Here is a 13,093-nt window from a genome sequence, read left to right on the forward strand (position 1 = left end):
GGCCCCGCTTCCGGTAAAATACGCCGCTCACAGACTCGCCCCGCGCCATGAACATTCCTCCCCGCGACACCCTTTACGCCGACCCCATCGCCAGCGTCGCCGGCTTCGCTTTCGACGAACGGGTGGCGGAAGTTTTCCCCGACATGATCCGCCGCTCCGTGCCCGGCTACGGCGCCATCCTGTCCGCCATTGGCCTGCTGGCGGATCGCTTCGCCCAGCCGGACAGTGTTTGCTACGACCTGGGCTGCTCCCTGGGCGGGGCCACCCTGGCCATGCGCCACGGCATCCGCCAGCCGGGCTGCCGCATCGTCGCCGTGGACAATGCCACGGCCATGGTGGAGCGCTGCCGCGAACTGTTGGCGCGGGATCAGGCCCTGGTGCCGGTGGAACTGCTGTGTGCCGACATCCGCGAGGTGCCGGTGGAAAACGCCTCCCTGGTGGTGCTCAACTTCACCCTGCAATTTTTGCCCGTCGCCGAACGCCTGCCGCTGATGGAGCGGATTTACCAAGGATTGAAGCCCGGCGGCGCATTGATCATCTCCGAGAAGCTGGCCTTCGACGATCCCCGCCAGCAAGCCTTGCACACCGACATGCACCACGCCTTCAAGCGCTCCCAAGGCTATTCGGAACTGGAAATCAGCCAGAAACGCACCGCGCTGGAAAACGTCCTGGTGCCGGAAACCCTGGAGCAACACCGCAGCCGCCTGTTGCAGGCAGGTTTCGCCAGTTGCGAGCCGTGGTTCCAATACTTCAACTTCGCTTCCCTGATCGCCCTGAAATGAGCGGCTACGCTACGCTGCTCGCGGCCCTGGCCGGTGAAGCCGCCCTGCGCCCCTGGCTGGACAGCCTGCCAGAGCAGCTGCAAGCGGCGCTGACCGCCGACGGCCACGGCGACCTGCCGCGCTGGCAAGAGGTTCTGGACAGTCTGCCCGCCATCGCGGCGAGTTCCGTGGACCTCAACGCCGACGCCCTGCGCATCGGCGCCCCCGGCGACTGCGACGAAGCGCAGCGCAGCGCCATCGAGCAAGCCTTGCGCCAGCTCCATCCCTGGCGCAAGGGACCCTACGACATCCACGGCATCCCCATCGACACGGAATGGCGCTCCGACTGGAAATGGCAGCGCCTGGCCGACCACATCGCGCCGCTCGACAAGCGCCTGGTGCTGGACGTAGGCTGCGGCAGCGGCTACCACTGCTGGCGCATGCTGGGAGCGGGGGCGCGGCGGGTGATCGGCATCGACCCCACCCTGCTCAGCGTCATGCAGTTCCTGGCCGTCAAGCACTTCGCCGGCGACTACCCGGTGGACGTGCTGCCCTTGGGCATCGACGACGTGCCGCCCGATTTGCAAGCCTTCGACACGGTGTTTTCCATGGGCGTGCTCTATCACCGCCGCTCGCCCATGGACCACTTGCTGGAGTTGAAAGGCTGCCTGAAACCCGGCGGCGAATTGGTGCTGGAGACCTTGGTGATCGACGGCGGTCTGGGCCAAGTGCTGGTGCCGGAAGGGCGCTACGCCAAGATGCGCAACGTTTGGTTCATCCCTTCTTGCGCCACCCTGGAAAGCTGGCTGAAGCGCTGCGGCTACCGTGAGGTGCGCCTGGTTGACCTATGCCGCACCAGCACCGACGAGCAGCGCAGCACCGACTGGATGCGCTTCCATTCCCTGGCCGACTTCCTCGACCCCGCCAATCCGGAGCTGACCTGCGAAGGCCTGCCGGCGCCGACGCGGGCGGTTTTCCTGGCGGAAAAGCCTTAATCAGTCTTTGAACTCCTGCCGCGCCTTGTCAATGGCCGCCCGGATGCTGACCCAGGCGCTTTCCGCGCCTTCTTTCAAATCTTCCCAAGCTTCGTCGGCGGCCTGCTGCAAGTGCTCCAGCTTGGCCGCCGCTTCGCCGCGCTGTTGCCGCAAGAGGGCCAAGCGCTCTTCGAAAGCGATTTTCAGCTCCTCCTCGGCTTCGTGCATCTGGGCTTCCAACTGGGCCAAGTCGTCGTCCCATTCGTCCAACCGGCTTTTCAGCTGTTCGACAAAAGCGTGTTTGCTGCTCATGGCGCATTCTCCTCAGGGTCAATGGCGGCGCGGGCCGCATGCCTAACAGTAGCAGAAGGGGCTAGTCGTTGTTGTTTTCCCTCGGCGCGGTCTTGTCGAGGAAACTGCGGAACCAGCGCGGGTTGAACAGCAGGATGTAGACGATGAACAATTCGCTCACCGGCAGGAACAGCAGGAAATAGTGGATGGCCAGCAGCAGGACGCAGAGTAAAACGCGGGTGAAGACGTGCATTGGATCCTCCTGCTGTAACGGCCCGGCGGCAAGTATGACAAAAGCCAACGCTTGCTGTCCGGGCCCCTTCTCCCTCAGGGAGGAAGTTGGGATAAGGGGGGAATAGCCGCGGCTTTTTATATTCCCTCACCCTAACCCTCTCCCGGAGGAAGAGGGAACTCGAATGCCGGCCTTTGTAGCGCTATGCAGAGATGGCAGCGCTCAAAGCTTCTCCACATCCACCCCCGGCAGCTCCATGCGCATCATGCCGTTTTTCCACACCAGCGTGCCGATGTCGCGCCAGGGCTCGGCCAGGTTGCGGTTGCGCAGGCCCGGCTGCCAGTCGTTGGGCACGGTGGCGTGCTTAAACTTGAGGGTAAACACCGCGTCGTCGGTGTCCAGCCCCACCTGCGGGCCGAAATAGGCGGTGACTTTGCGCAGGAATTTTTCCAGCCGCTCGGCCTTCAAATGGGGCGTCAGCGCCACGTTGGCCCACATGCACTGGATGCGGCCCCAGTTGGGCGCCACGATGCGGCCCTCCTCGTTGACGAAAGGCAGCCATTGCTCCTTGCCGTCCTTGTCCCGGTAGGTGATGGCGAAAATGTGTTCGAAGCCCTCGAAATGGTCGTGCATGTACAGCGCATGGGGCGTGATGCCCGCCACGGCGTGGGAGAAAGTGAGCAGGGAATTGCTCAGCAACGCCAGCGGCGCCAGCGCCTCCACCTCGGCCGGCTTGATACCGAGCCGGTACAAAATGCCGTAATGCACCGTGCTGTTGAGCTGCAACACCGCCAACAGCATCAGGCACTTGGCCAGACGGCGGGCGCGCAGGCCCTCGTCGCCCAGGTAACGATCGGCCAACAAGCGCCAGGGATCGACGCCCTGCTGCGCGGCGGGAACCAGGCAAGCGGCATCGCAACGCGCTCGCCCATCCGCAATCCGCCGGTAAACCGCCGCCGCCAGGTGGTAAATCCCCGGCACGCTCAGCAGCCAGCCCAACGGCGCCGCGTAACCCATGGCCCGCAGGATGCGGATGTAGGTATCCAGGCCGCGATAAAGCCGGCCTTGGCCGTCCACGGCGTACAGATCGGCGAGCAGCTCCCGTTCGGGAATGCCGTCCAGGGCGCGGCAAGCCTTGGCGTGGCTCTGCAAGCCCTTGAACTCCACCGCCCGCTTCACATCGAAATGGTTCACCACGATGGCCGTGCGGTTGCACAGCGGGCAGGCCTCGTCGAAATACACCGCCAAGCGCGGCTGCGCCGCCCGGTACGCCCGACCCAAAGCCCGCCACCAGCGGAACGGCACCAGCAGCAGGTAGTGCACCAGCATGGCGAAGCCGAACGGGTAAATGTTGAGGGTAATGATGATGCCGGTGTGGAAGGTCGCCCCCAGCGCCATCAACGGCACACGGGCGCGGCGGTGCCAGAACAGCGCCGGGAAAACGAACTGGAACGCCAGGATGGTGTAACCCAGGCCCTTCTCGAAAACCTTGTTGTCCAACAGCCAGGACCAGTCCCAACCGTTCATGTAATAGGGATGGCTGGGCGGCAGCCAAGCGCCCACGCCGTTGCGCCAGAACTGCGCCGACAGCTTGTGCACGCCCGCGTCGAAATACAGGCAAGCCAGGGCCATGGTCACCGGCAGCAAATAGCACAGCACCGACACCGTGGCCGGCTCGGCCGCCGCCGGCGCATACACCGGCCGCGCCAAGCGCGCCCGCAGATTGTCCAGGGACAAAGCCCGCTCCGCCGGAATAAACAGCAACAACAGGCTGCTGCCCACCATCAACTGGTCGAAACCGCCGTCGAAATCGTGCCACATGGGCGTGAAAGCCGGGAACAGCACCCAAAAGGCGTAACCGACCGCCGCCGCCAGCCGCGTGCGATAACCCAAAGTCAACGCCAACGCCGCCGCCGCCCAGGCCAACAACAGCAGGTGCAGCACCGGCGAGGCCTGATCCACATAGGGCAGCGGATCGAAAATCAGGTGGCGGAAATAGAAGACGAACAGGATTTCCTGCAAGGCCACCAGCCCGAACAGAATACGGAACAGCCCCAGCCCGGTAGCGGGCACCTGCTTGGCAAGGCCCCAGCGGACCAGATTCTTCAACGCTTGATGCATGGCGGATTTCGTGTGGGTTGACTCGGCGGCCCGAACGGCCCGCCCCTGATTTTTGTGGGGCTAATGGTAATCGAAGCGGGGCGGGATGGCGATTTTGACGGTGCCGCGTGTCAGCATGAGCTTACAGTTTTGTAAGCCTAGACCGACAGACCGTACCGGAGCGACCGGTTACAATCCCGGCACACGCCCAAAGGCACCATGCGTATTGTTTCTTGATAACAAAGTTACCGAATGTGCTATACGGATTCCGTGTAGCACTGATATACCAGATTCTGTTTAATAAACTGTTAGGCTCTGGACCTACCCTTAAATTCTGACCCAGAATAAAAATTCTACATGGTTGATACAAAAGAGTTTTTAGTCCTTAGATATTCACTCATTAAAGAACAGCAGCATTCAGCCATTGTTGAACCTATGCCAAACCCAAAAGGAAAAGCGGTTCTTGTTGCGATCAATCAAGATCGAGAGTTTATTCTTAGGGGTGTCAGATATAGCTTTGTCGGATTTTCAGAAGCAATTCCTCCGAGAGGATTTAACTTTCCTAGCTCTCGTTTTTTCCTGGGCAAGATAGCGAAATTAAAAAAGGCCCACATGGGAAAGAAAATCCCTGGAGACATCATTGAGACCGAAGAAGATGACTGGGTTCCAGTAATCACAATATTTGATATTGAAACACAACATATTTTTGTTAAAAAAGACTGGCGATTTGGAAACCCAGAACAGACAATTCGGGCGATACAAAGCGGGCTACGTGAACCGATTCTAGCGCACTATAATCATAGGATTTTTGTTGAAGGAAAAACCAGAGTAGAGCATTTTTGGAAAGTGATTTCAAACCATATTAAAATATATAAATTAGAATTAAATCTAATCTCCCCAAACATTCTTGAGACAAATCTGCGAGCTAGAGAGGCACTAGCAGCCCTCAAGTCTGTTTTTGGGCAGGACGAAGTAGCTGTAAAGCTTGAGAACGATTCGGGTAAACTCCGCGTACCTTCTGAACCCATAGGAAGTTACTTGGAGTACATCGAAGAAGGCGAGGGATCATGGTCTTTAACAACCGAGAACATACGCGGCGGCAAGAAAAAGCATACAAGCGCTGAAAACATAGATACCATTGCGCTTCCGATTGGAGAAGAAAAAACTCCGCCTGAGAACATTCAGAGGCAGTTATATGAAGCGGACGAGCCTTCCCTCATAAGCTCTCCAGAGGCAGAAATGATCGCGACAGTATATGCAGAGGTCGTCAAGCCCCGTGAACGCTAAGCAATTGGCAAAGTTGATTGCTCTAGTGGCAATAACTTTTGGCATTTGCTTTGGTTTGTTAGTGCTCTCTGATGGCGCATCGACTCAAGTATTCGAAGAAATGCTTTCAGCCTTCCTTGTGGTTGCGACATTCCTAGTCACTCTTTCTGTCGCAATGTTTACCTATGTAGATAACATTTCAAAGGATTTAGTTGAGCTTAGAAATGAAGTACCGAGAGATAAACTAAATAACGTCATAGACCAACTCTCATCTCTAAAGCGAGAGGTTGTCAGTAATGGCGGCTTAATTGTGGCACTCGTTATCTTGGAAAGAACCACAAAAGGAATAGCAGTTTACCAGCTCGCGTACTACCAAGATGAAATGCAGGCAATGATCTCGTATATTGCTTTGTCATTGAGATTTTCATTTTTCTGCGTATCAATATTTGCAGCTTCCATGCAACTCAATGGCTTCATTATCGCCTCACAATACCGAGATATAATTGCAAAAAACCGAAAGTGATTTTCATAGCCGATTGGCTAACGACTTGATGCTTCTCATGAGATAGAAAACCTAACAAGATGCTGAACCGGACCCCGCCCTTTGGTTCTTTCTTAGATCTCGTGCTGACGCGTAGTTTTGCGACTCCGGTCTAGCTCCGCGAAGGGCGGGTCCGGTTAGCTTGAACGTTCGCTTTCAAGATCGGCCTTACCTATGCTTTCCGTCGAGCATCTCGCTGACAGGTGCGTTCCTAAGAGGCATCTTGGACGGTGAACTGAAGAGCCCTGAGTCGGTTCTCAAGTCTCTCGATGCCGACTGGAATGACTATCGATTTCCACGGTGTTAGTTCCTCTCGTAGGGCCGTAGGGTCCGGTGAGTCGGCGAACCGCACCGTTCGCGATTCAAGAAGCCTGAATGTTTCCGCGAGGACGCGGTGGCTTTGATGCGGTTCGCTATCGCTCACCACACCCTACTCACTATTAAGGATAGTTAGACATGAATTGCTTTTCCCATAACGCCGCGCCGGCTGTCGGCGTCTGCAAGGCTTGTCAAAAGGCGGTATGCGTCGAGTGTTCCATAGATACAGGTAGGGGGTTGGCCTGTTCTCCAGCGTGCGAAAAAGAGGTGGGCGAGCTGAATCTCATAATGGATAAGAGCAAGCAGATTTACAGCATCGGCGTTACGTCCAAGCTACCGCATACCGCCGTGCTGATGTATTCCTTTTTTGGCCTAGTTTTCTGCTCCGCCGCGATCTATCAATACGCAACAAGGGGCCGGTTTGACTTTATTTCGTCGGCTTTCGGGTTGGGTTTTCTGGTGTTCGGCATGCTGGCTTATATAAGAAACAAGCGTCTGAATTTGAACTGCTGACCGCAACAGGTGGGTTACGGCGCGCGGAAAGGCGTCTGTGTCACAGATATTCGGGATAATGCGCGCCTAACCCACCCTACATTTTGGCTTTGCCTGGCGACGGGTCGGATTGCTCGAAACGCGGGAACCGAAAAAACGCTCCCCAGTCCTGAATCGCATTCGGCGGTGCAGAAAAACCGCTTCCCTATCCAAAAGGCTAAAAACCATCCCATGAAAATGCTTTTACCGATTTTCCTGCTGCTGCCGGCGCTGGCCTTCGGCGCCGGTTCCCTGTGCGAATCCGGCGAGCAAATCCTGTTTTCCTGTGGGGTGGGCAAGGGCGGCAAGCAGGTGTCGCTGTGCGGTTCCCGGCGGTTGGAGAAAAACCTGGGGTATCTGCAATACCGTTTCGGCAGGCCGGGGAAAATCGAGCTGGCGTTTCCGGCCGCCAGGGAGGGTTCGTTGGAGCAATTCCGCTACGCGCACTATTTCCGCTTCCAGGTGGATCGGACGGCGGTGTCGTTCGCCAACGGCGGGTTCCGTTACAGCCTGTTCAGCAGCTACGACGGCGAGGAAAAGCCGGCCGTGCAGGAGGAGGGCGTTACCGTGGCGCAGCAAGGCGAGCCGGACAAAGAAAGCAGCCTGGTGTGCCGCAAGCCGGTGGTTTCCCGCCTGTCGCAGCTGGAAGCGGTTTTGCCTTGCGACAAGGACAGCGACATCGCCGCTTGCGGCGATTGACGCCCAACCCATCACACCGTGGACCAATAACAATAACCAAGGGGACATCATGCATCACCGCAATCGTGGGAAACATCGCAGCGCCGCGTACACACCGATCGGCTTTGCCGTCGCCAAGGGGCTGATGATGCTGTCACTGGCTCTCGCGGCCGCCGACCCGGCCTTCGCTTTGCCTCACCCCATGAGTTTGACGGACGCGCTCAAGAACGGCGCTTGCCAAAAGCCGAGCCAGGCCAATCCGTCCGTACAGGCGTTGATCGTCGATGCTTCGACGCCCTGCGGCAACGTGACGGTGGGCGCGCAAGACGCCGCGGCGTTTTCCGCCGCCGCCCCTCTGCTGCCGGTGGTGATCGGCCGGCGCGGCGTGCTGAGCATCCAGGATCAGGCCATGACGCTGTACGCCAGTTCCTTCCGTATCCAGGACGGCGGCATCATGCAGGCCGGGGCGGGCAAGCCGGTAACAAGCCAAATCGCCATCGTGATGGCCGGCAATGCCTCCGCCAGCGCGGCGACGACGGCCACGGGGAGCTCCGCCATCGTCAGCCAATCCAACGCCAGGGACATCACCGTCGCCAACGGCGGCATACTGCGGCTCTACGGCGGCAAGGGCTTGTCCGCCGCGCCGGACGGCGTCCGCAACAATCCGGCCAAGAACCCGGCCTTCATCAATACCACCAGCGGCACCGCCAGTTGGACTTACCTGGCCGCGCCGGCCGGGCCGGCGTCCTACAACGACGGCGAAAACGTCAGCGCCCCGGTGCCGTCGAGCAATCCGGACACCACTTTGACGCTGGCCACCACGGTCGATTGGCAAGCCAACGACTGGATTTCCGTCGCCACCACCAGCTTCAGCTCCCACCAAACGGAAATCGTGCAGGTTTGCGCCGTCGCTTCGGTCGCCAATCCCGACCCGCAAGCCGCCACCCTGGGCTTGCCCGCCAACGTCAGCCGGCTCACCCTGTGCCAGCCGTTGAAGCATTACCACTACGGCGGAAACGCCCCGACGCCGGGCTTTTTCCCCGCCAACACCACGCAAAAAGTCGTGCCGGACAAGGACGCCAAGGCCATCGACGTGAGCCATCAGGCGAAGAGCTTTTACGACGGCCCGGAGCGCAATTACGGCATCGACGAGCGGGCGGAAGTGGCCTTGTTGTCGCGCAACATCAAGCTGAGCTCAGTGGCGGACGCCGATTTCATGGGCGGCCATTTGGTGGCCCTGCAAGGCGCGGGCAGCGTGCAGCTGGTCGGCGTGGAAATCGAAAAATTCGGCCAGCCTTTCGTCGGCCGCTACCCGGTCCACCTGCACCATTTGTTTGGCGGCGGCGGCAATGTGTTGGTGCAGGACGCCAGCATCCATCACAGCTACAACAAGTGCTTCACCGTGCACGGCAGCGGCGGCGCCCAGTTCTACAACAACGTCTGCGTGCGCACCGTCGGCCAAGGCTTTTACCTGGAGGACGGCGCCGACATCACCGGCAACCGGTTCATCCGCAACCACGTCGCCGGCACCATGGCGGCAAATACCACCTATTCCTATCCGCGCCAGAACGGCAGCACTTATTGGGACGGCGACAATCTGCAAGGCGCCCATGGGGCCGCCGATTGGTACACCATCGACAATATTCCCGACACCTCCGCGTCCGGCGCCAACAGCAACCCGGTGGATTCGACGCATCCCGGCGGTTTTTGGATCACCAATCTCGGCAACGCCTTCGTCAACAATTCGGTAGCCGGTTGCCAAGGCAAAGGCCGAGGTTATTGGCTGTTGGCGCAGAGATCGGCGAAAGGCGCCGGCTATCCCGAATTCACGGGCAATCGCGTGCACGGCTGTTACAACGGGATCGACAACGACGACACCACGGGGAACACCCAACAGCCTTACCCCATGCTGTCCGGCCAGGCGAAACACGCCCCTGTGCTGTTGCTGACCGACAATACGATCACCCGCTCGCGCAACAAGGCCGCCTGGTTCCGTAACTGGTATGCCACGCTGCACAACCATCGATTCGCCACCAACCTGCGTGGATTCTCCCTGCTGGTGGGGGGCGGACCGGAAGGGACCTACCCCGGATTTTGGAGCCTCGTCCATCAAAACGTCATCGCCGGCATGACGAGGAACAATGTGGAGCGGTATCCGGGCTGCGCCATCGGCAGCTGGCAAACGGAATGCACGGATGTGAGCGGTCTTGATTGGGGCAACTATCCCAGCGCCAATACCAACATCCAGGGCTACAGCTATTACGACGGCCCGGCCAGGATCGAGCACAATCGCTTCGTCAATTTCCGCTTCGATCCCACCGGCCTCCATCCGAACGATCCGGCGGCGCGGCTGCTGACTCGAACGGACATCGCCAATATCCAGACCTACGCCACACAGGGCCAGCTCGAGGGCATCGTGACCCAGGCGGCCGCCAATGCCGCGCCGTCTTCGCAATATCAAGGCTACGCCGGCGACGCGGCCAACGGCTGGCAAACGTCCAACGCGCAAACCGTTCCGCCGACGCAATATATCCGCGACAGCCTTTGGGACAACGTGGACTTCAAGCATCAGGTGTATACGGAGGCGGTCAACATGGGCCCCTTCAACGACGGCGACAAGACGACGGTGATTCGCGACCTGGACAGTCGGTTGAGCGGGTTGAGGGTCGTGGACGGCGGCGGCAATTCCGATCCCAACGTGGTCCCGATCTCGCTCAATAGCGTGGATTTCTACGCAACCGATTTCACCGTGGACGAGCCCCATTCCCGCGGCCCCAACGACTTCCGCGCGACTTCCCTCATGAGTCCGCACAAGTACGCCACGCTGAATATCGAAACGGTGCACAACGCGCCGTACGGCGGATCGGGAAGCTGTCCCTCGAGCAGTGCGCCGTATATCCCCACGTGCTTTCGCGTGGAGATCAAACGGGACATGCCGGCCTATGGCGACGCGGACTATCCGAGCCTGTTTCTTAACGGTCGCGGCCAATTGCCGATCTACGAACCGTTTGTCATGGACCGCATGGGATATACGGTCTACGGCCTGCAAGGCACGGAACACAACCCGCCTTATACGCCCACGGCTTTCCAGGATCGGCTCGTCTTCAGCTACACCGACCCGGCGGTGAAAAAGGCGGGCGAGTTTTTCGTCAATCGCATCGCGGTGTACCAGCCGGTGACGACGCCGTCGAACATCAAGGTCCATCGGATTCGCCGCCAGTGGGGCGGGCAACTCTATGGAGGCTCCTCCTCCTCGTACCCGCCCCACTACCACCGGCCGGGAGGCGCCGGCAATTCTTGCGACGGCATCTTCAGCCAAAACCAAGCCACAGCGGCTCAGAAATGGACGGATTGCTTAAATCGCGCGAACAATGTGTCGCCGTATGCCGGCGGGATGACCATCCCGGCGGCGACCAGCTGGTCCAGTTTCGAGCAGCCCTATAAGACCCTGATGGGGATCGCGAAACCGAAGCCGTCGGACATCGCGGCGTTCAAAGCCAACCAGACCTTCTATTACGACACCGCGAACAGCCTGCTGTATTTCTACATGATCGAGGACAAGCCGGTGCAGAGGCAGTATTCGCCCTTCGGCACCTGCAACGCCGCCAAATACAGCGATTACGTGACGCAGATTCAGGGAATCAAGGCCTTCAGCGATCGGAACAGCGTACAAGCCGCGCTGGACGCCTCTTGCCTGGTCAGCGGCGGAACGCCCCAGCGCAACGATCTGTTCGTGTGCCATGAAACCGGCTGCGCGGCCTACCTGGTGGACCTATCGACCGCAACGGCCACGACGCCGACCCAATTGCCCGCGTCCACGCCGCCCAAACCCATAACGCGTAAGGACTATAAAGCCTGGAACCAGTACACACTGGTCTACGGGACGCCCGCGCAACAACCCAACGGCCTGCCGGTGCCGGCCACCGCCCCCGCGGACGGCTCGGCATTGCCGGCCTTCCTGGCGCCGATCGACGGGACACCTCCCCCGGCCGGCAATCAAATCACCTATGACTTTCTCCCCCTATCGGGCGCGCCGTTCCCGGTGACGGAAAACTTCCGCTACCACTGCGTGACCAATCCGCCTTGGTCTCCGGTGAACGCCAGAGGCGCCTATCCGCCAACCGGAGGCTTCACCTATCCGCTAGGCCCTTCCCTGTGTAAGACGACGGCTGAGGGAGGTGCCGTGATGGAGGTGGGAATCGTGCTGCAGGTGATCGTCACCAATCCCGGTAGCGGTTACACCTCGCCGCCGACGGTTACGATTGGCCCTCCTACCAGCGGCATGCAGGCTCAGGCCGTCGCCACCATCGCCAACGGATCGGTGACGGGGGTGACCGTGACGAGCCAAGGCAGCGGCTATGACTTCGGACCGCAGGTCACTTTTTCGCCTCCTCACTGAGGGAAAGCCAGGTTGCCGCTTGCAAGACCATGAGGTAAGGCGCAATAGGGGTAGCCGTATTGCGCCGGATGCGTGAACGGCAACGAATACCATCCACTTCCAACCCACGGCGCTTGGCTTTGGCGGAAGGACTCCGCTGCGGCGCGAAAACGAAGCAAAACGAGATGATGAAACAAACGACAACCCTGCTGATCCGTCCCGCCGCCCGCGGCGGGAAATACCTGGGCGCCGATGCGGCCAACGCCCATCACCACAGCGCGGCGGCGTTCCTGCTCGATCCGGCCGCGGAGCGGGTGGCGGCGTTCGGCTTGACCGAGGCGGCCACACCGCAGAGCGCCGGGCCGGCCGATTTGATGGCGCCGGTGAGCCGTTGCGCGCCGTTCGCGGCGGACGGCGATACGGTGGGGGTGCGCTTGAGCGTGGACATCGCCGAGCCGACCGTGTTCCGTTTGCTGGCGGTGGGTCCCTTGAGCCACCCGGACCAGGCGCGGGTGGTTCAGGCCGACATCACCCTGCTGCCGGGCGTGGACATCGGCATCGGTCCGCAATATCCGGAAGGTCTGGTGGTGGAGATTCCGGGACTGTGCATCAGCGCCGTGGCGGCCCAGTGGCAGGGAGCGCAATTGAGCTGCCGCGCCAAGGTGACCATGATGTGCGGTTGCCCCATCCGCCGGCAATCCGGCTGGTTTTGGCCGGCCGGCGATTTTTCCGTGCGGTTGGTGACATGCACGCAACGCGGCGCGGTGTACAGCTATCCCTTGGCGTTCGACGACAGCCAGCCGCTGGGCAGTTCGTTCCAAGGGCAATGGGACAACCAAGCGCCGGGCGATCCGGTGGCGCAGGCGTGGGTCTACGCTTCCGAGCCCAAGCTGGGCAACCAGGGCTGCTACCGGATACTTCCCGCGCTGCCGCTGCCGCCGTTGAGGCTGCCGCGGGATGCGCAACGGGTGCTGCGGGAGGCGGACATTACCGGCAACGCTCGTGCATGCGCGGAGCGATAAC

The 13,093-nt window shown here is 60.1% G+C and carries 11 protein-coding genes; 8 read left to right on the forward strand and 3 right to left on the reverse strand.

Features of this window, described 5'->3' with window-relative positions; all coding sequences use genetic code 11:
• Window positions 1-47 precede the first annotated feature (47 nt).
• Window positions 48-782: a carboxy-S-adenosyl-L-methionine synthase CmoA gene (gene cmoA / locus K5607_RS16155; protein ID WP_054774166.1), complete on the forward strand. Its 735-nt coding sequence runs from the start codon at window positions 48-50 to the stop codon at window positions 780-782.
• Window positions 779-1,756, forward strand: a complete 978-nt coding sequence (cmoB, locus tag K5607_RS16160) for a tRNA 5-methoxyuridine(34)/uridine 5-oxyacetic acid(34) synthase CmoB (RefSeq protein WP_221047625.1) — start codon at window positions 779-781, stop codon at window positions 1,754-1,756. The genes cmoA and cmoB overlap by 4 nt, the downstream gene beginning before the upstream one ends.
• Here cmoB and K5607_RS16165 read toward each other — a convergent pair whose 3' ends face one another.
• The 3 genes from K5607_RS16165 to K5607_RS16175 form a co-directional block, all read right to left on the reverse strand.
• A complete protein-coding gene (locus tag K5607_RS16165) occupies window positions 1,757-2,047 on the reverse strand; it encodes a sll1863 family stress response protein (protein WP_054773232.1) in 291 nt (96 codons plus the stop codon).
• Between the two features lie 61 nt (window positions 2,048-2,108).
• The gene (locus tag K5607_RS16170) at window positions 2,109-2,279 is read right to left on the reverse strand and encodes a hypothetical protein (protein WP_173586032.1); all 171 of its coding nucleotides are present in this window, start codon (window positions 2,277-2,279) and stop codon (window positions 2,109-2,111) included.
• 201 nt (window positions 2,280-2,480) lie between these two features.
• Window positions 2,481-4,379, reverse strand: a complete 1,899-nt coding sequence (locus K5607_RS16175; protein ID WP_054773233.1) for a DCC1-like thiol-disulfide oxidoreductase family protein — start codon at window positions 4,377-4,379, stop codon at window positions 2,481-2,483.
• Between the two features lie 336 nt (window positions 4,380-4,715).
• Between K5607_RS16175 and K5607_RS16180 the strand changes: the two genes are divergently transcribed.
• The 6 genes from K5607_RS16180 to K5607_RS16205 all read left to right on the forward strand — a co-directional run bounded on the left by K5607_RS16180 (window position 4,716) and on the right by K5607_RS16205 (window position 13,092).
• Entirely contained in the window at window positions 4,716-5,645 is a 930-nt protein-coding gene (locus K5607_RS16180) for a hypothetical protein (protein ID WP_156302358.1), read from the forward strand.
• Window positions 5,635-6,147: a hypothetical protein gene (locus K5607_RS16185; RefSeq protein WP_156302359.1), complete on the forward strand. Its 513-nt coding sequence runs from the start codon at window positions 5,635-5,637 to the stop codon at window positions 6,145-6,147. The genes K5607_RS16180 and K5607_RS16185 overlap by 11 nt, the downstream gene beginning before the upstream one ends.
• A 474-nt stretch (window positions 6,148-6,621) precedes the next feature.
• Window positions 6,622-6,996 carry a hypothetical protein gene (locus K5607_RS16190; protein ID WP_162232333.1) on the forward strand — a complete coding sequence of 125 codons (375 nt, stop codon included), beginning with the start codon at window positions 6,622-6,624 and terminating at the stop codon, window positions 6,994-6,996.
• A gap of 210 nt (window positions 6,997-7,206) precedes the next feature.
• Window positions 7,207-7,713, forward strand: a complete 507-nt coding sequence (locus K5607_RS16195; protein ID WP_156302360.1) for a hypothetical protein — start codon at window positions 7,207-7,209, stop codon at window positions 7,711-7,713.
• Window positions 7,714-7,762: 49 nt separating this feature from the next.
• Window positions 7,763-12,091: a G8 domain-containing protein gene (locus K5607_RS16200; protein WP_221047626.1), complete on the forward strand. Its 4,329-nt coding sequence runs from the start codon at window positions 7,763-7,765 to the stop codon at window positions 12,089-12,091.
• 167 nt (window positions 12,092-12,258) lie between these two features.
• Window positions 12,259-13,092, forward strand: a complete 834-nt coding sequence (locus K5607_RS16205) for a hypothetical protein (RefSeq protein WP_221047627.1) — start codon at window positions 12,259-12,261, stop codon at window positions 13,090-13,092.
• Window position 13,093: the final 1 nt, after the last annotated feature.

This window comes from Methylogaea oryzae, assembly GCF_019669985.1.
GTDB classification, from domain to species: Bacteria; Pseudomonadota; Gammaproteobacteria; order Methylococcales; family Methylococcaceae; genus Methylogaea; species Methylogaea oryzae.